General features: G+C 42.8%; 25 protein-coding genes and 1 pseudogene. 10 read left to right on the top strand and 16 right to left on the bottom strand.

Annotated features, from left to right (window positions below):
- Positions 1 to 30 precede the first annotated feature (30 nt).
- From AC0OMA_RS16085 to pdeH, 3 genes are all read left to right on the top strand, one after another.
- On the top strand, positions 31 to 582 hold the full coding sequence (locus AC0OMA_RS16085) for a cysteine hydrolase family protein (RefSeq protein ID WP_014477836.1): 552 nt from the start codon (positions 31 to 33) through the stop codon (positions 580 to 582).
- A gap of 15 nt (positions 583 to 597) precedes the next feature.
- The gene (locus AC0OMA_RS16080; protein ID WP_003228788.1) at positions 598 to 2,070 is read left to right on the top strand and encodes a nicotinate phosphoribosyltransferase; all 1,473 of its coding nucleotides are present in this window, start codon (positions 598 to 600) and stop codon (positions 2,068 to 2,070) included.
- A 136-nt stretch (positions 2,071 to 2,206) separates the two neighbouring features.
- On the top strand, positions 2,207 to 3,436 hold the full coding sequence (pdeH, locus tag AC0OMA_RS16075; RefSeq protein WP_474222254.1) for a cyclic di-GMP phosphodiesterase: 1,230 nt from the start codon (positions 2,207 to 2,209) through the stop codon (positions 3,434 to 3,436).
- Here the strand turns inward: pdeH and AC0OMA_RS16070 are convergent.
- Both AC0OMA_RS16070 and AC0OMA_RS16065 read right to left on the bottom strand, forming a co-directional pair.
- Positions 3,412 to 3,780, bottom strand: a complete 369-nt coding sequence (locus AC0OMA_RS16070) for a YuzC family spore coat inner layer protein (protein ID WP_015483634.1) — start codon at positions 3,778 to 3,780, stop codon at positions 3,412 to 3,414. The two genes, pdeH and AC0OMA_RS16070, sit on opposite strands and share 25 nt — an antisense overlap.
- 114 nt (positions 3,781 to 3,894) lie before the next feature.
- Positions 3,895 to 4,020: a hypothetical protein gene (locus tag AC0OMA_RS16065; RefSeq protein ID WP_154796978.1), complete on the bottom strand. Its 126-nt coding sequence runs from the start codon at positions 4,018 to 4,020 to the stop codon at positions 3,895 to 3,897.
- Positions 4,021 to 4,241: 221 nt separating this feature from the next.
- Between AC0OMA_RS16065 and degQ the strand changes: the two genes are divergently transcribed.
- The 6 genes and pseudogenes from degQ to AC0OMA_RS16035 all read left to right on the top strand — a co-directional run bounded on the left by degQ (position 4,242) and on the right by AC0OMA_RS16035 (position 9,068).
- Positions 4,242 to 4,382, top strand: a complete 141-nt coding sequence (degQ, locus tag AC0OMA_RS16060; RefSeq protein WP_003220708.1) for a degradation enzyme regulation protein DegQ — start codon at positions 4,242 to 4,244, stop codon at positions 4,380 to 4,382.
- A 184-nt stretch (positions 4,383 to 4,566) separates the two neighbouring features.
- A pseudogene (locus AC0OMA_RS16055) lies at positions 4,567 to 5,465 on the top strand (polyprenyl synthetase family protein).
- Positions 5,453 to 5,620 carry a competence pheromone ComX gene (gene comX, locus AC0OMA_RS16050; protein ID WP_100505762.1) on the top strand — a complete coding sequence of 56 codons (168 nt, stop codon included), beginning with the start codon at positions 5,453 to 5,455 and terminating at the stop codon, positions 5,618 to 5,620. Before AC0OMA_RS16055 ends, comX begins: the two are co-directional and overlap by 13 nt.
- 14 nt (positions 5,621 to 5,634) lie before the next feature.
- Entirely contained in the window at positions 5,635 to 7,944 is a 2,310-nt protein-coding gene (gene comP / locus AC0OMA_RS16045) for a two-component system sensor histidine kinase ComP (RefSeq protein WP_474222253.1), read from the top strand.
- Positions 7,945 to 8,024: 80 nt separating this feature from the next.
- On the top strand, positions 8,025 to 8,669 hold the full coding sequence (gene comA / locus AC0OMA_RS16040; RefSeq protein WP_003220716.1) for a two-component system response regulator ComA: 645 nt from the start codon (positions 8,025 to 8,027) through the stop codon (positions 8,667 to 8,669).
- A gap of 18 nt (positions 8,670 to 8,687) precedes the next feature.
- Positions 8,688 to 9,068, top strand: a complete 381-nt coding sequence (locus AC0OMA_RS16035; protein WP_015483631.1) for a hotdog fold thioesterase — start codon at positions 8,688 to 8,690, stop codon at positions 9,066 to 9,068.
- Between the two features lie 38 nt (positions 9,069 to 9,106).
- Here the strand turns inward: AC0OMA_RS16035 and mnhG are convergent, their stop codons facing one another.
- The 7 genes from mnhG to AC0OMA_RS16000 are packed head-to-tail and all read right to left on the bottom strand — an operon-like array spanning position 9,107 to position 14,875.
- Complete coding sequence (mnhG, locus tag AC0OMA_RS16030; protein WP_014477830.1) at positions 9,107 to 9,481, bottom strand: monovalent cation/H(+) antiporter subunit G; 375 nt, start codon at positions 9,479 to 9,481, stop codon at positions 9,107 to 9,109.
- Entirely contained in the window at positions 9,465 to 9,749 is a 285-nt protein-coding gene (locus tag AC0OMA_RS16025) for a Na(+)/H(+) antiporter subunit F1 (protein ID WP_003228814.1), read from the bottom strand. Before AC0OMA_RS16025 ends, mnhG begins: the two co-directional genes overlap by 17 nt.
- Positions 9,749 to 10,225, bottom strand: coding sequence for a Na+/H+ antiporter subunit E (locus AC0OMA_RS16020; RefSeq protein WP_003228815.1), 477 nt, complete (start codon positions 10,223 to 10,225; stop codon positions 9,749 to 9,751). The genes AC0OMA_RS16025 and AC0OMA_RS16020 overlap by 1 nt, the downstream gene beginning before the upstream one ends.
- Before the next feature lie 5 nt (positions 10,226 to 10,230).
- Entirely contained in the window at positions 10,231 to 11,712 is a 1,482-nt protein-coding gene (locus AC0OMA_RS16015) for a Na+/H+ antiporter subunit D (protein ID WP_029725869.1), read from the bottom strand.
- Positions 11,705 to 12,046, bottom strand: coding sequence for a Na(+)/H(+) antiporter subunit C (locus AC0OMA_RS16010; protein WP_003220730.1), 342 nt, complete (start codon positions 12,044 to 12,046; stop codon positions 11,705 to 11,707). Before AC0OMA_RS16010 ends, AC0OMA_RS16015 begins: the two co-directional genes overlap by 8 nt.
- Positions 12,046 to 12,477 carry a Na(+)/H(+) antiporter subunit B gene (locus AC0OMA_RS16005; protein WP_003228819.1) on the bottom strand — a complete coding sequence of 144 codons (432 nt, stop codon included), beginning with the start codon at positions 12,475 to 12,477 and terminating at the stop codon, positions 12,046 to 12,048. Before AC0OMA_RS16005 ends, AC0OMA_RS16010 begins: the two co-directional genes overlap by 1 nt.
- Positions 12,470 to 14,875: a Na+/H+ antiporter subunit A gene (locus AC0OMA_RS16000; protein ID WP_047183106.1), complete on the bottom strand. Its 2,406-nt coding sequence runs from the start codon at positions 14,873 to 14,875 to the stop codon at positions 12,470 to 12,472. The genes AC0OMA_RS16005 and AC0OMA_RS16000 overlap by 8 nt, the downstream gene beginning before the upstream one ends.
- A 229-nt stretch (positions 14,876 to 15,104) precedes the next feature.
- Between AC0OMA_RS16000 and AC0OMA_RS15995 the strand changes: the two genes are divergently transcribed.
- Positions 15,105 to 15,320, top strand: coding sequence for a hypothetical protein (locus AC0OMA_RS15995; protein WP_015483630.1), 216 nt, complete (start codon positions 15,105 to 15,107; stop codon positions 15,318 to 15,320).
- 35 nt (positions 15,321 to 15,355) lie between these two features.
- On the opposite strand, the gene maeN is transcribed toward AC0OMA_RS15995, so the two are convergent.
- The 7 genes from maeN to maeL form a co-directional block, all read right to left on the bottom strand.
- Positions 15,356 to 16,702: a sodium/malate symporter MaeN gene (maeN, locus tag AC0OMA_RS15990; RefSeq protein WP_015483629.1), complete on the bottom strand. Its 1,347-nt coding sequence runs from the start codon at positions 16,700 to 16,702 to the stop codon at positions 15,356 to 15,358.
- Positions 16,703 to 16,855: 153 nt separating this feature from the next.
- Positions 16,856 to 17,815 (bottom strand): guanosine ABC transporter permease NupQ, encoded by a 960-nt coding sequence (nupQ, locus tag AC0OMA_RS15985; RefSeq protein ID WP_014480697.1) that lies wholly within the window; start codon positions 17,813 to 17,815, stop codon positions 16,856 to 16,858.
- Positions 17,816 to 18,862, bottom strand: coding sequence for a guanosine ABC transporter permease NupP (gene nupP / locus AC0OMA_RS15980; RefSeq protein WP_015483628.1), 1,047 nt, complete (start codon positions 18,860 to 18,862; stop codon positions 17,816 to 17,818).
- Positions 18,855 to 20,387 carry a guanosine ABC transporter ATP-binding protein NupO gene (gene nupO / locus AC0OMA_RS15975; RefSeq protein WP_015483627.1) on the bottom strand — a complete coding sequence of 511 codons (1,533 nt, stop codon included), beginning with the start codon at positions 20,385 to 20,387 and terminating at the stop codon, positions 18,855 to 18,857. Before nupO ends, nupP begins: the two co-directional genes overlap by 8 nt.
- Before the next feature lie 74 nt (positions 20,388 to 20,461).
- Complete coding sequence (gene nupN / locus AC0OMA_RS15970; RefSeq protein WP_474222252.1) at positions 20,462 to 21,541, bottom strand: guanosine ABC transporter substrate-binding protein NupN; 1,080 nt, start codon at positions 21,539 to 21,541, stop codon at positions 20,462 to 20,464.
- A gap of 474 nt (positions 21,542 to 22,015) precedes the next feature.
- A complete protein-coding gene (maeM, locus tag AC0OMA_RS15965; protein WP_014477821.1) occupies positions 22,016 to 22,723 on the bottom strand; it encodes a two-component system response regulator MaeM in 708 nt (235 codons plus the stop codon).
- Positions 22,716 to 24,317: a two-component system sensor histidine kinase MaeL gene (gene maeL, locus AC0OMA_RS15960; protein ID WP_322839905.1), complete on the bottom strand. Its 1,602-nt coding sequence runs from the start codon at positions 24,315 to 24,317 to the stop codon at positions 22,716 to 22,718. Before maeL ends, maeM begins: the two co-directional genes overlap by 8 nt.
- Positions 24,318 to 24,463 lie beyond the last annotated feature (146 nt).

The following is a 24,463-nucleotide window of genomic DNA, read 5'->3' as shown; positions in this document are numbered from 1 at the left end:
GTTCTCATACTGATGGCGGGGAGGCCGGCTATGAAAAAAGCACTTATTTGTATTGATTATACGAATGATTTTGTGGCGAGTGACGGAAAATTGACCTGCGGGGAGCCCGGCAGAATGATTGAAGAGGCGATCGTCAATTTAACTGAAGAATTCATCACAAACGGTGATTACGTCGTATTAGCAGTAGATTCTCATGATGAAGGGGATCAATATCACCCTGAAACCCGTCTTTTTCCTCCGCATAATATAAAAGGCACGGAAGGAAAAGATCTGTACGGAAAGCTTTTGCCTCTATATCAGAAACATGAACATGAACCTAATGTTTACTACATGGAAAAAACGAGATATTCTGCTTTTGCGGGAACTGATTTAGAGCTCAAACTCAGAGAGCGGCAGATTGGCGAACTGCATCTTGCCGGTGTCTGCACAGATATTTGTGTGTTGCATACAGCTGTTGACGCATACAACAAAGGTTTTCGGATTGTTGTGCATAAACAAGCTGTTGCCAGCTTTAATCAGGAGGGGCACGCATGGGCTCTTTCCCATTTTGCAAACAGCATCGGAGCGCAAGTGGCAGAGTAAGGAAGGGGAAAAACAGTGTTAGAGTACGGATTTAAAGATGACAGCCTGTCATTACATACAGACCTTTATCAGATCAATATGGCGGAAACGTACTGGAGAGACGGCATTCATGAAAAGAAAGCGATTTTTGAGCTGTTTTTCAGAAGGCTTCCGTTTGAAAATGGCTATGCCGTATTTGCGGGCTTGGAAAAAGCCATTGAATACTTGGAAAATTTCAAGTTTACGGATAGCGATTTGAGTTATTTACAGGATGAACTCGGGTATCATGAAGATTTTATTGAATATTTGCGCGGCTTATCTTTTACAGGTTCACTTTACTCCATGAAAGAAGGAGAACTCGTTTTTAACAATGAGCCGATTATGAGGGTGGAGGCACCCCTGGTAGAAGCTCAGCTGATTGAAACGGCTTTGCTCAACATTGTGAACTATCAAACATTAATCGCAACAAAGGCTGCCCGGATTAAAGGCGTCATTGGTGATGAAGTTGCGCTTGAATTCGGAACAAGACGGGCGCACGAAATGGATGCGGCCATGTGGGGAGCGAGAGCAGCCTTAATCGGCGGCTTTAGCGCGACAAGCAATGTAAGAGCCGGAAAGCGCTTTAATATCCCGGTTTCCGGCACACATGCGCATGCGCTTGTGCAGGCTTACCGCGATGAATATACAGCTTTCAAAAAATACGCGGAAACACATAAGGACTGCGTCTTCTTAGTTGACACGTATGACACGCTTCGTTCAGGCATGCCTAACGCGATTAGGGTTGCCAAGGAATTCGGCGACCGCATTAATTTCATTGGCATCCGTCTGGACAGCGGCGATTTGGCGTACCTGTCAAAAAAAGCCCGGAAAATGCTTGATGAAGCAGGATTTACAGACGCGAAGGTGATTGCTTCAAGCGATTTGGATGAGCACACTATTATGAATTTAAAGGCTCAGGGAGCGCGCATTGATGTCTGGGGTGTCGGTACGAAGCTGATCACTGCCTATGACCAGCCGGCTCTCGGCGCAGTTTATAAACTCGTTGCCATTGAAGAAGACGGGAAAATGGTCGACACGATCAAAATTTCGTCCAATCCTGAAAAAGTGACGACGCCGGGCAGAAAGAAAGTCTACCGCATTATTAATCAGTCCAACCATCATTCTGAAGGCGACTATATTGCGCTTTATGATGAGCAGGTGAATGATCAGAAGCGGCTCAGAATGTTTCACCCGGTTCATACATTCATCAGCAAATTTGTCACGAATTTTTATGCGAAGGATCTTCATGAGCTGATTTTTGAGAAGGGTATTCTTTGCTACCAAAACCCTGAGATTTCAGACATACAGCAGTATGTGCAGGATAACCTCAGCCTGCTTTGGGAGGAATATAAGAGAATCAGCAAGCCGGAGGAATACCCGGTTGATTTAAGCGAGGACTGCTGGAGCAATAAAATGCAGCGGATCCACGAAGTGAAAAGCAGAATTGAAGAAGAGCTTGAGGAAGAATAAAGAAAAACTGGCCTTTCGTTCGCGAAGGGCCAGTTTTCTTTATGTATATATTATTTTTCATGTTTAGACAATTTTCGTCAAATTATTTGATATACTTAGGGGTGAAAGCCGCGCGTATTGTAAGGGGGATAAATCAATGAGGGTGTTTGTTGCAAGACAGCCTATTTTTAATAGAAAAGAACAGGTTGTTGCTTATGAACTGCTGTATAGAGAAAGCGAAGAGAACGTGTATAGCGCTAAAGACGGCGATCAGGCAACAACAGATTTGGTGATCAACAGCTTTTTAAACATCGGAATTGAGAAGCTGACGGAAGGGAAACGCTGTTTTGTTAATTTTACGGAAAGCCTGATGTTTTCGAATCTTCCCACCTCCTTCAATCCGAAACAGCTTGTCATTGAAATCCTTGAAGATATACCGATCACGCCGGCCCTCATTTCTAGATGCAAAGAATTGAAAAAAATGGGGTATATGCTGGCGCTTGATGATTTTTATGCAATAAACCCGCAAGATGAGGACTTACTGGAAAAACTCATGAGCTATATTGATATATTGAAAATTGATTTTCTCAAAACAACACGAATGGAACGCAGAACAATTTTGCAAACCTACGGCTGTCGCGGCCTGATTTTTTTAGCGGAAAAAGTAGAGACCCGAAAAGAATATAAACAGGCGGTCCAAGACGGCTTTCAATTATTCCAAGGCTACTTTTTCAGCGAGCCGCGCATCATCAGCGGGCATGACCTATCGACTCATTTCTATTCTTACTATGAACTGCTTAACGAACTGAGCAAAGAGCAGCCTAACATAAAGCGTGTGACAGAGTACATAGAGCGGGATTTATCACTGTCCTATCAAATTTTAAAATTTTTAAACTCATCCCACAGCCGTTTGAGCCAGAAAATTGAAAGCATTCAACAGGCCATTATGCTGCTGGGATTTAATGAAATCAAACGGTGGATATATATTCTTTCCTTTAAGGATTTAAGCAGGAAAGGGCATTCCAGCAAGCACGAAATCATTAAGATTTCTTTGATAAGAGCAAAGCTTTGCGAACTGCTGGCGAGAAAGACATCCCGGCCGCAGCCTGCTTCTTATATGCTGATCGGAATGTTTTCTCTCATAGACACCCTCCTGCATAGAGAAATAGAGGAAATTGTTCAAGAGTTGCCTTTAAAAGATGAAGTCGGGCAAGCATTATTAGGCCATCAAAACGACTACTACCAAATGCTTGAGCTTGTGAAATTAATTGAAAGCAACAACTGGGACACTTGCTCGGAATTAGGCAATCAACTCGACAAAGATGAAGCGTATGAATGTTATCTTGAGGCTCTGGAATGGTGTCATAATCTTATGGACGCAAAATGATTGCGGTCCTCTGACCACCGCAAAGCAAGAATCATTCGGCTTTGCGTTCCGATAAGGCTGATGTAGATGCCGTCGGGATTAAAGACCGTATCCACTTCATGCCGGACGCCCATTTGTTTGATCAGGCGCCTTATGGTTTGTTTATCGGACTGCTCGGCTGCGGTCAGAATGCGGCGCGAGAGCTCCCGCGAGCCCGCAATGCGGCCGAGAACGAGCTGGGCATCCGCAAATATCCCCGCGGCCTGCTTCGCTGAACGGATAAAGGTATCAATATTGTTGGCAGGAGCGGGCGGACGGCGTACCTCATACGGATACACGTAAAACCAGGGATAACGATATCTCATGGGAGCACCTCACACAAAAGGGATGTTTCTATATGTATAGATCCCTAATTGCCGAATATGACAAAGCGAAAAGGCCACAACTTTAGCGTTGCGGTCTTTTTCGGTGTTTGTCGGTCAGGAAACGCCAAGAATCGCATATTCAATTTTGAAAATACGGTATGAAGGACTATAGTCTTGCTTAGTGAAAATGCGAAACACGTTAAAATCAAGGGAATTAAGAATCTTTCTCAATTTGAGCAGAAATAAACGCTCTTTCGCATAGAGAGATAGTCCCGTTCTTGTTGTGATTCCTTTGAGTATAAGGGCCTATTGAGATTTGCGGTGTCACGCAGGACTTTTTTGTATACTTTTCGGTGAAAAATGAGCCGAAAGCAGATACACTATTAGTAACAGATCAAATACCTAGGACTCGTTCACCATACACAATTCATTGATCTTTCAAAAAAAGGAGTGTGGAAACGATGGAAAAGAAACTTGAAGAAGTAAAACAATTGTTATTCCGACTCGAACTTGATATTAAAGAAACGACAGATTCATTACGAAACATTAACAAAAGCATTGATCAACTCGATAAATACAATTATGCAATGAAAATTTCGTGAAAAAGACTTGGAAACAAGTCTTTTTTTTCGTTCTACCGATACAATAAATGGATAAAGTATTATATGATTGTTAAAAAACGAAAAACCTGCTGTCCTTTAAATGTCCCATTTAGTAAAATGGAATGGGAGGGGGGAAGTCGTTATTGAGCAGATATGTTTAGATTCTGTCCGGATCAAGGAGAAAATGAAGGAGATTGTTAAGCAAAACATATTTAACGAAGATTTGTCACAACTTCTTTACTCATTTATTGATGCTAAAGAAACATTCTCCTTTGCTGAATCCGCAATCTTACATTATGTTGTTTTTGGAGGGGAGAATTTAGATGTTGCAACAAGGCTTGGCGCGGGAATAGAAATTCTCATTCTTTCATCAGATATTATGGATGATCTTGAAGATGAAGATAATCACCATGCATTATGGATGAAAATTAATCGTTCAGAGTCGTTAAATGCAGCACTTTCCTTGTATACAGTAGGATTAAGAAGTATTTATTCATTAAATAACAATCCTCTAATTTTTAAATATGTTTTAAAATACGTAAACGAGGCCATGCAAGGTCAACATGACGATATCACTAATAAATCTAAAACAGAAGATGAAAGTTTAGAAGTAATTAGATTAAAATGTGGAAGTCTGATTGCACTAGCAAATGTAGCAGGTGTTTTATTGGCTACAGGAGAATATAATGAAACAGTTGAAAGATATTCCTACTATAAAGGGATTATAGCTCAAATTTCTGGAGATTATCATGTTCTTTTATCCGGAAAACGCAGTGATATTGAAAAAAAGAAACAAACACTGATTTACTTATATCTTAAGCGATTATTTAATAATGCTTCGGAAGAATTATTATACTTATTTTCACATAAAGATTTATATTATAAAGCATTATTAGAAAAAGATAAATTCGAAGAAAAATTAATTAAGGCAGGAGTTACTCAATACATTTCGGTATTATTGCAGATATACATACAGAAATGTTTTTCTGCTATAGAACAATTAAATTTAGAAAAAGAAAAAAAAGAGTTAATAAAGGAAGGCTTATTGAGTTATAAAAAGGGGGATAAAGATGCAAGACCTAATTAACTACTTTTTAAATTATCCTGAGGTTTTAAAAAAATTGAAAAATAAAGAAGCCTGCCTTATAGGTTTTGATGTGCAAGAAACTGAAACAATAATTAAAGCTTATAATGATTATTATTTGTCTGGCCCAATAACCCGTGAATGGGATGGTTAATAGGTGGATTTACATTGAAGAACTTAATAAAAAAATTCACATTAGCTGTAATTGTGTTGAGCATCCTCTATATATTCTATATAACTTATATAACTATGAATGGAATTATTATTGGGACTAAGGTTCTTAAAAATGATAAAAGTCAATTTGTGATAGAAGAAATATCAGAGTCTTCATATGGACAATTTGTTGGTTTGAGACAGGGAGATATCATATTAAAAATTAATGAAGAAAAACCTTCAGACAAACATTTGAAATGGGGATATTTGAGTCATATTAACAGTCTGGATATTTTGAGAAGTGGAAAAAAGATTCATCTCAAAGATTTTGATTTAGTTACTCTAAATAGACCTTATAGTTTTTTTCTGTTCGTACTTCCTTTGGTTTTTTATTTTTTAAGCATAATATGTATTTTTTATATACTTAAGGTAAATAAAATAAGAAGATCATTTGCTGGTTATATTCTTATTCTATTGTTATTAGACATTTCTATTGCTTATATAAGTGCAGGCGGACCATTTAGAGGACATAGAATCAATCGGTATATTAACTTGTTTACTTTTATATCTTCTCCTATTCTTTATCTTCAATTTATCCAAGGATATCTTAAAGAAATAGGAAAAGCTTTTTTGAATAGAATCTATTTTCTTTATATCATACCAATATTTAATGTTGGAATTGAGTTTTTCCGAGCCTATTTACAAGTTGATATTGATTTTTTAGCGACTGTTAACTTGGTTTCTTTTGCAATATTGACTCTATTTGCTTTTTCGTCGATATACTTTCATCTTAATAAATATAAATATGCTGAGCATTCGTTTATTCTTAAATTATTAATTTTAACAAACACTCTATCATTTGCTCCATTTTTGATATTTTATGTTCTTCCAATAATATTTACTGGTAATTATGTTTTCCCTGCATTAGTCTCTGCATCATTACTGGTACTTATTCCGTTTGGTTTAGTGTATCAATTTGTAGCGAATAAAATGTTTGATATAGAGTTTATTTTAGGAAGAATGAGATATTACGCTCTCCTTGCTATGATACCAACTCTATTTATAGTTGGAGCATTAGTTTGGTTAGATGTAATGAAAATTCAGATGAACCCTGTGCGTCAAACTGTATTTTTTTTCGTTGTCATGTTCGCTGTCTTTTATTTTAAAGAGGTCATGGATTTTAAATTTCGTTTAAAACGTTTCTCCGAAAAATTCAACTATCAGGACAGTATTTTTAAATATACTCAGCTAATGAGGGGGGTAACTTCTCTTCAACAAGTTTTTAAAGAACTGAAAAATACTATACTGGATGTTTTGCTTGTAAGCAAAGCTTATACCTTTGAGGTTACTCCTGATCACAAAGTGATATTTTTAGATAAACATGAAATTGGACCGGACTGGCATTTTTATCAAGAGGAATTTGAAAACGTAACTTCAGAAATCGGGAAAATTATTGAAGTCAATCAGGGTTTTCTTATGAAAGTTGGTGAACGAGGCGGAAGTTCTTATGTTCTGCTTTGTTTATCTAATATTAACACTCCTCGGCTAACACGGGATGAGATATCATGGTTGAAAACACTGTCTTTCTATACAAGTGTGTCCATGGAAAATGTCATGCATATTGAGGAGCTCATGGAACATTTGAAGGACTTAAAACAAGAGGAAACCAACCCCATCTGGCTGAAAAAGCTAATGTTTGCAATCGAAGAAAAACAGCGTTCAGGACTCGCCCGCGATCTCCACGATTCGGTTCTTCAGGATTTGATCTCCTTAAAACGCCAGTGTGAGCTGTTTTTGGGTGATTTTAAGAAGGGTGATAATCCGTGCCGTGAAGAGGTACAGGACAAGCTTGTACAGATGAATGAGCAGATGTCTGATGTGATTTCGATGACGAGGGAGACGTGTCATGAGCTGCGGCCGCAGCTTCTGTATGATCTTGGATTGGTGAAGGCGCTGTCGAAGCTGGTGGCGCAGCAGCAGGAGCGGGTTCCGTTTCATATCCGTTTAAATACTGGGAGATTTACGGCTTCCCTTGATCTGGATTCGCAGCTGAATTTGTACCGGATCATTCAAGAGTTTCTGTCTAATGCGGTTAAGCACTCTCAGGCGACGGATGTGCTGATTATGCTCATCAGTATTCAAAACAAAATCGTTCTTCATTATGAGGACGATGGCGTAGGGTTTGATCAAGATAAAAATACTGAGCATTCTATGAGCATGGGGCTTTCTGGCATTAAGGAGAGAGTCAGGGCTTTAGATGGGCGCCTTCGGATTGAAACAAGTGAAGGAAAGGGCTTTAAGGCTGATATTGAAATCGAATTGTAATGGATTTATAACGGAAACGACTTGGCACAGGCCAAGTCTTTTTTATAAAATGGAAAAGAGTGAGTAAAAGGGAGGAAAACATGAAAAAGATACTAGTGATTGATGACCATCCGGCTGTCATGGAAGGCACCAAGACAATTTTGGAAACGGATTCGAATTTGTCTGTTGATTGTCTCAGTCCTGAACCGAGCGAACAGTTTATCAAGCAGCATGATTTCTCGTCATATGATCTCATTTTAATGGATCTGAATTTAGGCGGCGAGGTCAATGGGATGGAGCTTTCTAAACAGATTTTACAAGAGAATCCTCATTGTAAAATTATCGTGTATACCGGTTATGAGGTCGAGGATTATTTCGAGGAAGCGATTCGTGCGGGTCTGCACGGTGCCATCAGCAAAACGGAATCTAAAGAAAAGATCACCCAATACATATACCACGTACTCAACGGAGAAATTTTAGTCGATTTTGCTTACTTTAAACAGCTGATGACTCAGCAAAAAACAAAGCCGGCTCCTTCCTCTCAAAAAGAACAAGATGTGCTCACACCTAGAGAATGCCTGATTCTTCAAGAAGTTGAAAAGGGATTTACAAACCAAGAAATCGCAGATGCCCTTCATTTAAGCAAGCGGTCCATTGAATACAGCTTGACATCGATTTTCAATAAGCTGAATGTCGGTTCCCGGACGGAAGCGGTTTTGATTGCGAAATCAGACGGTGTACTTTAAATTAGGGGGGGTGTAATGATGGATACGAAACACACATTGCTTGAAGCGCTTGGTATTGAGATTGTTGAAAACACAGCGGAACGATGCATTGCGGTTATGCCGGTGGATCATCGGACGGTGCAGCCGTTCGGATATTTGCATGGGGGCGCTTCAGTGGCCCTAGCAGAAACCGCGGCGAGCGCAGGTGCACAGAACCTGATTGATCATTCAACACAAGCTTGTGTCGGTTTGGAGATTAACGCCAACCATTTAAAATCTGTAAAGGAAGGAACGGTAAAGGCGGTAGCCGAGCCCGTTCATATCGGCAGAACGACGATTGTCTATCACATTCACATATATGACGAGCAAGAGAGGCTGATCTGTATATCCAGATGCACACTGGCTGTCATCAAGAAATAAAAAAACAGCCGGAACTCTGCCTGTCCGGCTGCTTATTTTTATAAATAAGAATCCTCTTTTCGTTTAATCACAAAGTTTCTGATTCCGTTATAGTCATCCTGTACGCTTCTCTCATCAAGCTTGACGCCGGAGTTATACGCAGCACGGCAGATCAAGTGCCCGCCGATAGGCGACGTAATAAAGATAAAGAGAATCCCAAGCAGGATTTTAGCGGAGAGCTCCCCCGTCACAAACCACAAATAGAAGAAGACACCGAGCAGAATCATATTGACACCTAATGTTGAGCCTTTAGAAGCAGCATGAGCGCGTGTAAACACATCGGGAAGGCGAAGTACGCCAAATGAAGCAATGAGGCATACAAGAGCGCCCAGCAATATGAATACAGCCACAACGACTTTAGCGGTTTCGATCATTTTCGATAATCTCTCCTTTCTCCAGGAACTTGGAAAATGCGATCGTTCCGATAAACGATAAAATCCCCAGCAGCAAAATAATATCCAAAAACGCACTTGTTTTCAGCAAAATGGAGACAAGCGCCGTGATTGCGATCAGATTGATGCCGATTGCATCCAGAGCCACGACCCGGTCAGGCACAGTCGGCCCTTTAATGACACGAATGACATACAAAAAGGTAGACACTGCCATAATGCCGAGCGCGATTTGCAGGATCAGCGTAAACATCAGCGGCTCACCTCCTGTATGGCTTTTTCAAATGACTCCCGAATGTCAAAAATTGCTTTTTCTGCATCCTCGATATCCATTGCATGAATATAAAGTATTGTTCTGTCATCTGAAATATCCATCACCAAGGTTCCCGGCGTTAATGTAATGAGCAGAGAAAGCAGGGTGATTTCCCAGTCCTTCGTCAGTTCAGTTTTAAAAGCAAAAATACCCGGTCTGATATTCAGTTTTGGAGATAAGACTGATTTCATCACACTGACATTGGCAAGGTACAGTTCCTTTATAAAAATGAAACAGAGCTTGATAATAGAAATCAATTTCCATAGATAAAACTGGCGAGTGAAAAAGCGCCGGAAGAAAAAGAGAGAGAGCATTCCCAGAATATAGCCTGTAATGAATCCTGCGGCGCTTGGACTGTTGCTTAAGAACATCCAGCAAAAAGCGAGAAACACATTTAATAAAATTTGAAATGCCATGCGATCTACTCCTTCAGAACAGCTTCGATATATTTTTCCGGATTCAGCAGCGTCTCGGCCGCTTGATCAACGTAAGGCGACACCCATTCTGTACCCAACCCGAAGAGAAGAGACAGCAAGAGAAAAATAGCTGCCGGATAAAGAAGTCCTTTAGCTGTTCGATGATTTGGTTTTGGCGTTTCTTTTTCTTCGCCCCAAAACGCATGTATAAAGATCCTCAGCACAGAGTACAGTACGAGCAGACTCGAAAGCAGAATCAGCATGGATATCGTAAATTCACCTTCTGCGAAGCCGCCCTCTGCAATTTTAAATTTGCCGACAAATCCGCTCAGTGGCGGAATGCCTGCAAGAGAAATAGCAGAAATGAAAAACATCCATCCAAGAACAGGATAGCGTTTGATCAGCCCGCCCATTTTATGCAGGCTCGCGGTTCCAGTCAATGCGATCAGCGTACCTGCCAGCATGAACAAAGCGCCTTTAATCAGCATATCGTGAATCAGATAGTAGATCGCGCCCTGAATGGATGCGGGGGTGTGTACTGCCACACCGAACAAAATCACGCCGACAGCGGTAATAATGTTATAGATCACAATTTTCATGACATTCGAATAAGCGAGTGAACCGATCACACCGAAAATCACAGTCAGCGCCGCCAGCCAAATCATCAGCTGATGGGTAAAGGCGGTATCGTGAATAAAAATCAATGTGAAAACCCTCGTAATCGCATATAATCCGACTTTTGTAAGCAAAGCGCCGAACAACGCGGAGATTGCCGCCGGTGGCGCGTAATAAGAGCCTGGAAGCCAAAAGTAGAGGGGGAAAATTCCGCCCTTCATGCCAAATACCAAAAGCAGCAGGACACCAATCACAGTGATCAGCCCGGTTTGTCCTGATTCGCTGATTTTCACGCTAAGATCCGCCATGTTTAACGTACCGGTTACCGCGTATAAAAAACCGACACCTATGACGAACAGGGCAGACGACACAATATTAAACACAATATATTTAAGGGATTCGCGCAGCTGAATTTTTGTGCCGCCTAATACAATCAGCATATAGGAAGCAATAAGCAGAAGCTCAAAAAATACGTACATATTAAATAAATCGCCTGTTAAAAACGCTCCGCTGACGCCGGCAAGCAAGAACTGAACGCCGGAGTAGTAAAAGGAGCGCTCCCGTTTTTCACCGACAGAACGGAAGGAATAAAGCCCAACCAATAAACCGATGACCGCTGTTGTGAGAACGAGAAGGCTGGCGAATTGGTCTGCGGCAAGCACAATGCCGTACGGCGCTTTCCATCCGCCTAAGCTGAGTGTCTGGATGCCTTTTGTGAAGACAGTCTGTACAAGTATGCCGCTAATCACAATCCCGATGGCCGATGCCGCCGTGCTGAAGATTCTCATGAGCATAAGATTCTTCGTCATGAAAATCAGAAGAATAGCCGACAAAAGCGGGATCAGGATTGGCAAAATAACAAAATTATTCATGTTGATCATTTCCCCTCATTTGATCCATATCGTCCGATTTCAATTCCTGATAAGCGCGAAAGGCCATGACGAGGATGAATGACGTAACGCCAAAAGAAATGACAATTGCGGTCAAAATCAGGGCTTGCGGAAGCGGATCGACAAATGATTTGGCATGCTCGCTCAAAATCGGAGCGGCGCCTTTCTTTAATCCTCCCATAGTCAAAAGCATTAAATGAACGCCATGGCTTAACAGTGCTGTTCCGATAATGACGCGAAGCAGGCTTTTAGACAGCAGCAAATACGTGGCAGCCATAAAAATAATACCGGCTAATACAGCCATTAAGATTTCCATTATTCTTCCTCTCCAATCGTTTGAATAATGGTCATCGTTATGCCTACGACAACAAGATAAACGCCTAAATCAAATATCGTCGCTGTGGCGAGCTCCGTTTTCCCAAGGATCGGCAGCTGAAAGTATCCGAATGTGTGGGTTAAAAAAGGAGCTCCGAAGACAAAGGAGCCAACGCCTGTTAATACAGCGAGCAGAAGGCCGGCTCCCGCGACATAAATGAAATTGACCGGCAAAAGGGAACGCACGGTTTTTAAATCATATGCCAGAAGCAAGAGAACGATGGAAGAGGACGTGATCAGTCCGCCGACAAAGCCTCCTCCGGGCGCGTTATGCCCTGATAAAAATAAATAGAAAGAGAAAAGCAAAATGATAAAGGATACAAGCTTTGTCGCGGTTTGAAGAATCAAGTCATTTGTTTTTTGTTCATTCACCGCTTTTCCCCTCCTCTTTTACTTTTGTTTTAATCATGCTGTAAATGCCGAGAGCGGCTATCGTTAATACCGTAATTTCAAACATTGTATCAAATCCCCTGAAATCAACAAGAATGACATTGACGACATTATCTCCTCCGCCGAGATCGTGGCTGTGTTTGACAAAGAAGGACGCAATGCTGTCTTTTGTCCGCTGGCTTGAGGATGCGATACCGAGCAGAGTAACGATAATACCGACGCCTAAAGAAATGATAAAATTCGTCATCCGGAACGTTCTCGTTTTTGTTTTCAGCCTCAGTTTCGGCAAATGGTAGAAGCAAAGCAGAAACAGTGCCACAGAAATCGTTTCAATGACGAGCTGAGTCAATGCCAAGTCCGGCGCTCTGAAAATGACAAAAAACAATGCAAGTGTATAACCGACAACACCGAGTGCAATGATCGCCGTTAGTCTTGACCTAGCAAAAACAGTCGCCACTGTGGCGCTGATCATGACAAGCGTCAAAATGATTTCGTATACGCCGATTTTAGCCATACCTTCCGTTTTAAATGAAAATCCGCCTTTAATGGCAAAAGCTCCGCCTATCAGAATGATGAAACCAGCGAAGATATACAGCAAATAATCTCTTAAAAACCCGGTCATATATTGTTTTGTGACCCGGTAAGAGCCTTTCTCCATCAGAGTCAAAAGCTTATCGTATAACCGGTTGAGTGTGAGTTTCGAAGGAAACAGTTTATAGATTCCCTTCCACTTATTCAGCGACAAATAACCAATTGTTCCGATCACAACAATACCCGCAGTCATGAGCAATTCCGTTGTAACCCCATGCCACTGTGAAATGTGAACGTGGAATTTCTCATGGCCGTCCAGCAGTGTCGGATAGATTGAGTTCATCGCAGGCTCTATCAGGCTGTACGACAATATATTCGGGAAAAAGAAGAGACTGACAGCCAAAGCGACAAGAATGACCGGTGGTACGAGCATGCCGACAGGCGCTTCGTGAGCCTGTTTTTCAAGCTGTTCAGGCTGGTAACTTCCTCTGAATGTTTTAAACAGCAATTTCATGCTGTAGATAAACGTAAATACACTTCCGATCCAGGCGAGAACAGGGAACAGAACGCCCCATGTCTGCACGTTGAACAGGTCGAAATGTGTCACGCGAAGCATGCTTGTGAAAAACATTTCTTTACTCAAAAATCCGTTAAACGGCGGTAGGCCGGCCATTGAAAATGTCCCGATTAAGGAAATGGTAAATGTAATCGGCATAATCGCCATCAGGCCGCCTAGCTTCCGGATATTCCGTGTGCCTGTTTCGTGATCGATAATCCCGACTGCCATAAACAAGCTTCCTTTAAAAGTAGCGTGGTTGATTAAATGGAAAATGGCAGCCATAGCGGCAACTGTATAATATTCTGTATGGCCGTAATGAAGGGCCGCAGCACTGACTCCGAGCATGGAGATGATCATGCCGAGCTGGCTGACGGTTGAAAACGCCAAAATCGATTTTAAATCAGTTTGTTTCACGGCATGGAATGAACCCCAAACCATCGTAAAGAGGCCAACGAGGGACACGATCCAAAACCACTGAGCTGAAAAGGCGAAAATAGGACTGAATCTCGCAATCACATAAATGCCGGCTTTTACCATAGTGGCTGAATGGAGATAAGCGCTGACAGGCGTCGGAGCTTCCATCGCGTCAGGGAGCCAGATGTAAAAAGGAAATTGCGCTGATTTCGTAAAAGCCCCTAATAAAATGAGAATCATAGCCGGGATAAACAATTCGTGGCCGGCAATTAATTGAACCTGATGAACCATCTCTCTAATACTGAAGGAATCCGTTATCAAATAAAGGAGAATAAATCCGCCGAGCATGCACAGCCCGCCGCTGACCGTAATCAAAAGTGATTTGGCTGCGCCATAGCGCGACTTTTCCCGCTTATACCAATAGCCGATCAGCAAAAAGGATGAAAGGCTTGTAAGCTCCCAGAACATGTAGAGAACCATGACATTGTCTACTAGAACGACGCCGAGCATGGCGCCCATGAACATCAATAAGTAGACATAAAAGGGCCCAAGCTGTTCTTTTTCTTTCGATAAATAAAAAATGCTGTAAAGAGTGACTAAAGAGCCAATGCCTGTGATCAGTAAGGCGAATAATAACCCGAGGCCGTCTATATAAACGGTAAAGTTAATGCCGAGTGACGGAATCCACTCTAATACCGATCGAAGTGTTTCTCCAGATTGTGTCATCCTGATCATTGGGAGAAAGTATATAAACAGCAAGACGGGCAGGATCAACACAAACCAGCCCGTATGCACTCTTTTTGCGTATTTTGCCAAGAAGGGAATGATAAAAGCAAATAAAAAAGGCGATAAAATAGCAAGATGTAAGAGCTGCAAAGATAAGACCTCCTTTTCTCGTTCTCAATTGAAAAATGCGCTATGTATGAAATATACGGTCAAACGACCTAGTCAAATTATATCGCACTTTTCTGCAAGCTGCCACGCTTCGAACTGCTGTAATGGGTTTTTATGAGTTCTTTTGACCTCAAAATAAGTCTAACAAAAAAGAGGTTATTTGTATATTTAAAATCAATCCTGATCAAGCTGAAGGAAAGGAGCTGGTCATGTGAAAAGAAAAGTCGTGATGTGCTCAGGTTTATTCTGCTCAGTATTTGCAGGGGCATTCATGTTGAATCAATATGACGGGCGCAGCGGTGTGGCGGCTAGTGATGAGTGGGAGCTGTATTTACTGGAGCACCACCTGTCAGCCAGAATGAGTGAGACGGAATCAAAGGATCTGCCGTTTGGTCCCCGAGAGTATATTCGGATTGTGAATAAATAAAAAAAGAGTTCCGCATAAAACGGAACTCTTTCTGTTTATGAAGTGAAAAAACGAAGCAGCACTGTCGCGCAAATAACTGTGCCTGCACCGCCGAGACGGGTTGAAATTTGGGCAAACGGCATAAGGCCCATTCTTCCTGATGCCGATAAAATGGCAACATCACCCGTTCCGCCGAGGCCGCTGTGGCAGCAGGTAACGATTGCGGATTCAACCGGGTACATGTTCATCAGCTTGCCTACGAAATATCCAGAACCAATCATCGCGATAACAACTGAAATACAAATGATAACAAACGGAATAGAAATCACAGACGCTACGTCATCCAACGGAATAAAGAGGATGCCGAGACCGACCATCAGCGGCCATGTAAAGCTTGAAGAAATAAACTTATAAAGCTGGTAAGCGCCTTCTTCCATTTTTTTCGGAAGAATATTCGCATACTTGACAGCCGCAGCTGAAATAATCATTAAGATCGCGCCCGGGATGAAGATGAATTTCTCCAATAACCCGCCAAAAATAAAGAATGTACACGCGAGCAGAACTCCTGCTCCCATTAGTTTAAAATCAATTTTTGCTTCGGCTTCTTTTTGATTGAAAATCTCATTTGCTTTTTTAGATTTTACGAGACGTCCGTTCCCATTTAGATCTGGACGCTTATCGCCAAGCTTTTTCATTAAGGCTGCACATATGATAGCAAAAACATTTCCTATAATTGCGGCTGGAACCAGCTGAGACACAAATACATCAGCGGATGAGCCCAGTATTTGTGAATAGGCGATTGAAAGCGGCAAAATTCCTTCACCTATTCCCCCGGCAATAATTGGGACAACAACAAAGAAAAAGGAATCATAGGCACTATAGCCAAAAATAAATCCGACAAGGATGCCGGCTGTAACGGCCGCGATCGTTCCTGCAACCAGTGGAACGAACATTCTGATAAACCCCTGTATTAAAACAATTCTGTTCATACCGAGGATACTTCCCACAACAAGGCAAGCGATATAGAAATAAAGGAAGTTAGACGTTTTCATCAAGTTGGTTACAGCGTCTAAAGATGTTGAATTCAGTACATTGTAAAAGACTAAAAATGAAGGAACAAACAAAGATAAAATAGCAGGGCCGCCAATATCCTTCAATATCGGTATGCGTTGGCCTATGTCTCCGAGAAACACACCAAGAATCATAATGATGGCAAACCCGCCAAGCATATTTGCCGGCAGCTCATTGTAATAGGCTGCAAGAATAATAATAACAGCTAATACTGTGTATAATGGCAGAGGAATCACACCGATTTCCCAAGACCAGATTTTTTGAAACAGGTTTTTCCCCTGTGAGTCTTTTTGCTCAGGTGAAATTGTCCCCGTTTTTGGAATTGCTCCCATGTCATACACCCCCATGTATTGTTTGTTACAGTCTACAAGAAAGCGTTAACACTTCATATTTTTTTAAGTTAAAAAACTAATAAACAATTAAAATAAGGGGGTCTTTTGGATTAGAAAAAAACCCTGAGAATCGTCTTCCCAGGGGAGAATGTTTTATCTTTTTCCTTTAATATAAGGCACGCCATTGGCTTTTGGCGCATCTGCCCGCCCGATAAAGCCGGTTAAAGCGAGAATCGTTAAGACATAAGGAGCCATCAGCATATACACATTTGGTATGTCTTTAAAAAGAGGGAGCAGCGATCCAATGATGCTTAAGCTTTGGGCGAATCCGAAAAACAGGGCGGCCCCCAGTGCTCCGATCGGATGCCATTTTCCGAATACAAGCGCTGCCAGGGCGATAAAGCCTTGCCCGGAGATGGTAGAGTGCGTGAAATCAAGCGCAATTGTGGAGGCATATACGCCGCCGCCGAGACCGCCAAACAATCCGCTGATCATCACGCCGATGTAGCGCATTTTATATACGTTGATTCCCATCGTATCGGCCGCCATCGGATGCTCTCCGACAGAACGGATACGAAGGCCGAACGGCGTTTTGAACAAGATAAACCAGGAAATAAAGGCAAGTGCTATTGCAAGAATAGACGTATAATAGACATCCGAAAAGAAGATCTTTCCCAAGACGGGAATATCGCCCAAACCGGGGATTTTCGTCTTATAAAAAGGCTCTGGAATTTTGTCTGTCTGCGCTTTGCCGTAGATCAGTTTGACGATAAATAAAGTTGCCCCAAGCGCCAGCATGTTAATGGCGACACCGCTGACTGTCTGGTCGGCGCGAAACGAAATCGCCGCTGCCGCGTGAATCAGTGAAAACAGGGCGCCTGCTGCCATGGCGGCAAGGAGCGAAAGCCAAGGTGCGGCGGCACCTAATTCCGGACCAAAAAATAAATTAAATAACACGCTGGTGAACGCCCCGATAATCATGAGGCCTTCTAGACCGATATTTACCACACCTGATCTCTCGGAAAACACGCCGCCGAGAGCAGTTAAAATAAGCGGGGCCGCATAGACGAGTGTGGCAGGGACAATGATAGATAAAATCTGCACAATGTCCACTTAGTTCGCCCCCTTTTTCTTCAATTTGCCCATGACGAAACGAATCGCATAGCTTGAAGCCACAAACAGAATAATAATGGCAATCACAATATCAACGACCTCTGATGGAACGCCTGATTCAATCGGCATATTTAATGCGCCGATTTTCAGCCCGCCAAGCAGGCATGCAGCCAGTACAATGCCGACGGCTGTGTTTCCCCCGAGAAGAGCGACAGCGATACCGTCAAAGCCTACGCCGGTAAATGCGCCTTTCACTGCTGCGTATTCAAATGTTCCTAGGCCCTCCATGGCTCCGGCAAGGCCTGCAAAAGCGCCGGAGATAAGCATGGAGGTCATGATATTCTTCCGCACGCTCATGCCGGCATACTGGGAAGCGTGCTGGTTAAACCCGACCGCCCGGAGCTCAAATCCCTTTGTAGTTTTGTTGATGATAAACCACATGATAACTGCTCCGAGAAGGGCAACGATGATTCCCAAATGCAGCCGTGAGTAATCGGTGATCTGTTCAAGAAAAGGAGAGCGGAGGGAGGCGGATTCGTGAATTTTCCCCGTCTTGTCCTGATGATCTGTCAAAACGTTTGAAATGATGTAATTGGTCATGTGCAGCGCGATATAATTCATCATAATGGTGACAATGACTTCATGAACGTAAAATCGCGCTTTCAAAATGCCGGGAATTAACCCCCATAATCCTCCTGCAGCTGCCGCTGTAATCAATGCGAGCGGCAAGTGAATATATGCCGGTCCGTCAAACGCCGTACCGACCCAAACCGCTACTGTCCAGCCGACGAGCAGCTGGCCCTCGACGCCGATATTAAAGAGTCCGGTTCGGAATGCAAAGGCGACAGCCAATCCGGATAAAATATAAGGCGTAATTTGCCGGATTGTTTCTCCGACATAATAGATTTCTCCGAATATCCCATTCCACAAAGCCGAATATCCGCTGGCCACACTGTAGCCACTCACAAGCATAATCAACGCGCCGGCCGCAAGACCAAGGATGATTGCGATGAGCGGCACGAGTAAATGAGAGAGTCGTTTAACCATTTGCTTTCCCCGCTTCCTTTTGTGTGCTTCCGGCCATCAAGAGACCAAGCTCCTGTTCAGTGGTGTCCTGCGGATTAACGCTGGCGATAATGCGTCCTTCAAAAATAACGGCGATTCTGTCACTGAGATTCATAATTTCTTCAAGCTCAAACGAGAGGAGAAGAACGGCCTTCCCGGCATCACGCTGCTCAATGAGCTTTTTATGGACAAATTCAATGGCTCCGACATCAAGGCCGCGAGTCGGTTGGGCGGCGATTAATAAATCAGGATTTCGGTCTACTTCCCGCCCGATAATCGCTTTTTGCTGGTTTCCGCCTGACAATGCCCGCGCGTGTGTATATTCATCCGGCGTTCTGACGTCGTACTCAGTGATCAGGCTGCGTGCTTTTTTGTACATTTCGCCTTTATGTAAAACGCCCAATGCTGAATACGGCTTTTTGTAATAGCTTTGCAGCAGGATATTCTCTCCGATTGGAAAATCAAGGACGAGACCGTGTTTATGGCGATCCTGAGGAATATGCCCGATCCCGGATTCAGTGATTTTTCTTGGCGTCAGGTTTTGGATCTGTTTTCCGTTTAAGGTGATTGTTCCTGAATCTGTTTTGCGGAGTCCTGTCACCGCTTCGATCAGCTCTGATTGCCCGTTTCCGTCGACGCCGGCTATGCCGACTATTTCTCCCGCTTTGACAGAAAGAGACAAATCTCTGACTGTCTCTATTCCGCGGGTATCTTTTACAGTTATGCCGTCAATCGCAAGCACTTCCGCTCCCGGCTGAGCAGCTCTCTTTTCGGTTTTGAACGATACCTCACGGCCGACCATTAGACTGGCGAGTTCGTCTTGGTTTGTATCACGGACATCAAGGGTTTTGATGCCTTTTCCTTTACGGATAACCGTAACGCGGTCACAAATCTCCATAATCTCTTTCAGCTTATGGGTGATTAAGATGATGGACTTCCCTTCTTTGACCAGGTTCTTCATAATTTGCATCAGTTCCTTAATTTCATGAGGCGTCAAAACAGCCGTCGGTTCATCAAAAATCAGAATGTCGGCACCGCGGTAGAGGGTTTTTAATATTTCTGCGCGCTGCTGCATTCCGACTGATATGTCAGCTGCTTTTGCTTCAGGATGGATCTGCAGGCCGTATCGATCGGAAATGTCCTGCACCTCTTGGCCAGCACGCTTCCGGTCAATTCTGCCAAACTTCTTTGGCTCTTTCCCGAGAATAATATTTTCAGCAACTGTAAAGGTGTCAACAAGCATAAAGTGCTGGTGTACCATTCCAATTCCAAGGTCATTCGCTTTGTTCGGGCTGTTGATGTGCACCTTCTCGCCGCGCACCCGAATTTCACCCCGCTCCGGCTGATACAGTCCGAAAAGGACATTCATCAACGTTGATTTCCCCGCCCCGTTTTCACCGAGCAACGCGTGTATTTCGCCTTTTTTGACTTGAAGATTGATATTATCATTGGCGACGATACCAGGAAACTCTTTACGGATATTGAGCATTTCAATGACATATTCCATTGATTGACCGCTCCTTTTTTCAAAATAAAAGAAAAACAAGGGATAAGGGCTCGACCTCCTTATCCCTGCGATTCTTATTCAGCTTTGAAGGTTTTCAGCTCTTTCTCGGTTGCCGGGACTTCCAATCCGTCGATGATTTTTTTCTTCCATTTATCGACCGCTTTGATCACATCATCCGATAGATTTTGTTTAGATGGAGAAATGCCGACTCCGTCTTGATCAAGCCCGTAGGTAAGTGTTTCGCCGCCCGGGAACTTTCCGTCGCTCGCTTTTTTCGTTACATCTTCAACGACTGTATCTACTTTTTTCACCATGGAAGTGAGGGTGACGTTATCATCTGTTCCTTCTACCTGGCCTTCTGCGTATTGGTCTTTATCGACACCTATGACCCAGACATCGCGTTTTGGATCTTCTTTTTTCAGGTTTTTCGCTTCAGTAAAGACGCCTGTGCCAGTGGCGCCCGCAGAGTGATAAATAACATCTACGCCTGATTTATACATGCTTTCGGCGGTTGCTTTACCGACATCGGCTTTATCGAACCCCCCTGTGTATTTCACTTCCACAACGGCTTTAGGGTTAACTGCTTGCACGCCGGCACGGAAGCCGACCTCGAATTTTTTGATTAACTCTGATTCCATGCCGCCTACAAAGCCGATTTTTCCTGATTTGCTTGATAGGGCTGCGGCCACTCCGACGAGAAATGAGCCTTCCTGCTCTTTAAACGTAATACTTGCGACGTTGTCTTTATCGACAACAGCATCTATAATCGCAAAGTTTGTATTTTTGCGCTGGTCAGCAATTTCGCTGATTGAATCCTCCATTAAGTAGCCGACGCCGTAAATTAAGTCAAAATTCTCACGCGCCAATTTATTTAAGTTCGTTGTATAGTCTGCATCTGATTTGGATTGAAGATAGTCGTAACCGTTTTTGCCTTTTTTCAGCCCATTCTCTTTCCCAAAGGCTTGGATGCCTTCCCAGGCTGATTGGTTGAAGGATTTGTCATCCACTCCGCCTACGTCAGTAACCATCGCCACACTGAATTTGTTTTTGCCTTCGCCTGAGCCGCTGCTTTTTTCGCTGTTTCCGCATGCTCCTAATATGGTGCCTGCTGCGATCACAAGTGACATCGCCAATCCGATTTTTCGTTTATTCAAGATATAACCCCCCAGAAAAATTTGGTTCAAAGCTGATCCGGCCAGTCATGTGATGGGCTGTCCTGAACAATTTCTTATAATCGATAAAATTTTCTGATAATAACAAATGGAATGCGCTGAGACAGTTCTATTCTTCCCTGAATAAGCGTGGTGTGAGTATTTCCTTCGAAAGGCGGGGAAGAGAAGGATGCGGAAGGCGTTCCGGGCGGAAAACCGTGACATCGTTTTCTGAAGTAAGACTTATGACTTAGTTTTTCGGGATCAACTTACCAATCATAATTTATCATTTAACTAATAAGAAATAAATAGAATTTCGCATAATTTTTTAAAAAGTATCTATTTTTAGAATTGTTTGCTTAAAAATGTTGAAAGACCCTTTGTTATTCTTGTATAGCTTAACAACAATAGAATCAAGCATCTTGGCAAGAGATATGACAGGAAAAACGCACTGCTCAAAACAAGCAGTGCGTTTTCTTATAGATATTGCTTTATTCCGTTAAGGTTACTGTTGTTGACGTTGTACTGAAACACAGGTCTTCCGATCGTTCCGTACGCCATTTCTACATTCAGAACCTGTATATCTTCAAGAAACTTTAAGTATTTTCGTATGGATACTTGAGAGATTTCTGTGTGCTTTGCCAAGTCTTCTGTCGTAAAAGATTCATTTTCAAATGACTGGATACTGGACCAGATCAGCTTCAGCGTGCTTTTTGTCAGGCCTTTAGGAAGCTGCACTTTTTCTGTTGCTTCTTTCTTTTGAAAAAGCTCGGCGTCCAGTTCTTTTTGGCTCATGTTGCGATGGGTTGAATACACCTTTTGTTTTCGTCTGTAATCAGACAAAGCCGTTTGGAAACGTTCAAATTCAAACGGTTTGATTAAATAATCGACAGCTCCGTACCGAAGTGTTTTCTTGATCACGTCAAGCTCGCTGGCCGCTGAGATGACAATCACGTCAACCGCTTCATTTTGGGCTCTCAATTCCGTCAGCAGTTCCAGCCCGTTTTTTCCCGGCATATAAATATCAAGCAAAATGAGGTCGATATGATGCTCGCCTAAAATATGCAGAGCGCTTTGAAAGGAAGAAGCGATGCCTTTCAGCTGAAAGCCATCTATTTGGCTTAAGTATCGTTTATTTAATTCACCCACCATGGGGTCATCTTCAACTATTAGTACATTAATCATGATTTTCCTCCTTCGGTTCGTACGGGATGCGAATACTGAATGTCGTTCCTTCATTCTTTTCGCTTGTGAGGATCATTTGGCCTTTTAAATTTTCGATGCTTTGCTGTGTGAAATAAAGGCCGAATCCCCGATTTTTGCCCTTTGTTGAATAGCCTTGTTCAAATACTTTGGCTTGGTCTTCTTCAGACATGCCTGCTCCAGTATCGGTAATTTCAATATCAAGTATGCTGTTATGGAAGCGCATGGACATGGTGATTTGTTTTTTCGGCATATCGGCAACAGCGTCTAAGCCATTGTTGATGAGATTTCCGATGATTGTAATAAGCTCATGGATGACAGAAGGGTCTGCCGCGTTCGGGATGACACCGTTGCATTCAATATCAAGATTTGCGCCCTGTTCACGTATAAAGCTTTGCTTTCCGAGCAGAAAACCGGCCAGTACGGAGCTTTTGACATCATTTATAATTTCACTTGTTTCTGATTTTTGCTGTATGGCTATATCTTTAATATAATCTCCAAGATCATCATACTCTTTCAGCTGGACGAGACCTAATATCACATGCAGTTTGTTCATAAATTCATGAGACTGCGCTCTCAGTGCGTTTGCATACATTTTAACACCGGAAAGCTGTTCAGCTAAATGTTTTACCTCGGTCTTGTCGCGGAATGTTGCAATCGCTCCGACAGTTTGTCCTTTCAGCTGGATAGGAACTTCATTAAACACAAGCTCCAGCCCGTTAATGCGGGCGTCTCTGTCTTGAAGAGGTTTTTTTGTCTCAATGACCTTTTTCAAGCGGCTTTTCGGCAAGATGTCATCTACATCCTGATCAATGGGATTTGTGTTGATGCCCATTTTGACGAATAGGCGTTTTGCTTCCGCGTTGGCAAGTTTAATTTTGCCATGTTCATCGACAGCGAGTATTCCTTCCTTCGTCGATTCCAGCATCGCGCTCCGTTCTTCAAGCAGAGTCGCAATTTCATAAGGTTCAAGTCCGTACATGATATTTTTCACTGTACGGGCGACGATAACGGCTCCGATCACACCGACGAAGATGCTGACGCAAATAATAAAGTAAAGCGGCCGTAAGCTATGGCTGATCACTTCATCAATTTCATTTACGGTGATGCCGACCGCGACTGCACCGACTTGTTTTCCATTCTCCGCGTAGACAGGGACGAACGCTCTCTGCGATTTCCCGAGCGTGCCAGAGGCTGTGCTGATATGGACATGCCCTTTTAATACCTCGGACTCATCACCGCCTCTGAATTTTTTTCCGATTTTGCTCGGGTCAGGATGAGTTTTGCGGATACCGTTCATATCCATGACGACAACAAATTCCGTGCCGGTAATTTTCTGAACCCGCTTTGTGTAGCTCTGCAGTTCCTTTTGTTTTTTTCCGCTTTCTAAAGCAGCGGCTGTCATCGGCGCCTCAGCTACCATTTCAGCAGTCTGCAGCGCAGTGGCCTTTTCCTGATCTCTAATTCGTTTGGTGGTTTGGGCACCGACTGTAAAAAACGTAATGAGCAATGCGATTAATACAACGATACAAACAAATATGGTGAGTCTGGTTTGCAGTTTTAATGTTTTTTTCATATAAAACTTCCTTACGTTTTATGATTCCTGCGTACTACTTTACTCTCAAAATGCTGCTTTGTGAAGATTTGGGACCGTAATTCGTAAAAAGGAGAAAAAATGGAATAATTTATCTTGTCAATGTGTTTTAAGTCCTCCATAATAAA

The organism is Bacillus sp. AMCV2 (genome assembly GCF_056033925.1).
The sequence above is the reverse complement of the archived record's forward strand: the minus strand, read 5'-3'. Positions and strand labels throughout refer to the sequence as shown.